The sequence below is a fragment of the Dyella sp. 01N36 genome (genome assembly GCF_056399745.1).
In genome coordinates, this window is the sequence record NZ_JBFTRY010000368.1 from 1 (window position 1) to 1,343 (window position 1,343).

The window sequence follows — 1,343 nt, forward strand, 5'->3', positions numbered from 1 at the left end:
CCGTTGGGCGGCCCAACGCCTTGAAATGGTAGGTCTGCTCGGCGGACTAACACCTGCCACTGCGCATCGCTTCCGGATTTCGACGCAGAGCTCGAGAAGAGGATGCGTGAGATGACGCTGTCGTGGCAGCCAATCGGTAAGCACGTTACTCACGATCTTCTCGACCGGCGCTGCTAGATGCCGCTCCCCTGCCTTGGGACCTGGGTCATGACGTATCAACGCGCTCGCCACAGKATCCGCGAGAAAGATCCSGCGCAAGCGATAAATCGTAGACCTATGGACTCCCAGCAATTCGCCAGCCTTCGTGGCTYGCTGACGCGAAAGGGGACCCRTCCCCAGCGGACGTAAAACCCTCTCAATCGCCCGYTCGCGCTCCGTTGCAATCGCCGTCTCCGTCATGTTCGGAACCGTGGTCTTACRCGCCCGAGACGATTTGCTGAACGGAAGTTGGACGCTCGCACTGTTCGCAGCCTCCGCCCTCCGATGGGCGGCCCARCGTCGCGAAATGGTGGGTCTGCTYGGCGGACTAACACYTGCCGCTGCGCATCGCTTCCGGATTTCAACACATAGCACGAGAAGCGGATGCGCAAGATGACGCTGTCGGGGCAGCCAATCGGAAAGCACGTCACTCACGATCTTCTCTACCGTCGCTGCTAGATGCTGGTCCCCCACCTTGGGACCCGAGCTATGAGGTATCAACGCGCTCGCTACAGGATCCGCGAGGAAGCGCCGCCGCAAGCGATATACAGACGAACAATGGAGCCCAAGCAATTCCCCAGCCTTCGTAGCTCGCTCACGCGAGAGTGGGCCAATCCCCAGCGGACGTAGGATCCTCACAATCGCCCGTTCTCGATCTGTGACAATTCTCACCGCCATGTTCAAGTCCGCGGGCTTCCGCGCCCGAGGCGATCTATTGAGGGGAGCAACTGGCTTGGCGGAATCAGTAGACGGGCGCGGTATCCACACTCTCGCTGGAGCGGGGTCGATCAGGTCCGGCACAAGGATCGGCAAGACCATGATCTATACCTCCGGCTGGACGGTCTGTTGCGCGGCGACGTACCCGGACTCCCTCACTGCTCGCTCCCAATGCGCTGAATCTAGTACCAATCCCGCACTGTCCCACTGGGGGCCGTTCAGTAGCACCGACTCGACTGCACGACTAAAGTAATCCATATGCAGTTCGATCGGCCCAGCCAGTTGCGCGACCTTGTGGGCGTTCACGAAGCCATTCCACAGCGCCGCGGCCGATTGCTCCAGTCTTAAGCCGGCGGCGTACGCATCGGGATAGAAGAAGGCCGTGAAGGTGCTCCCGGTGTCCTCTGGATAGCGCGTCATATCGTAAC

1 protein-coding gene is annotated in these 1,343 nt (G+C 60.5%); it reads right to left on the reverse strand.

Annotated features, from left to right (window positions below):
• Positions 1-1,020: 1,020 nt before the first annotated feature.
• A partial coding sequence (locus tag AC1DMG_RS22170; RefSeq protein ID WP_477181156.1) for a hypothetical protein occupies positions 1,021-1,343 on the reverse strand: 323 nt, incomplete at its 5' end.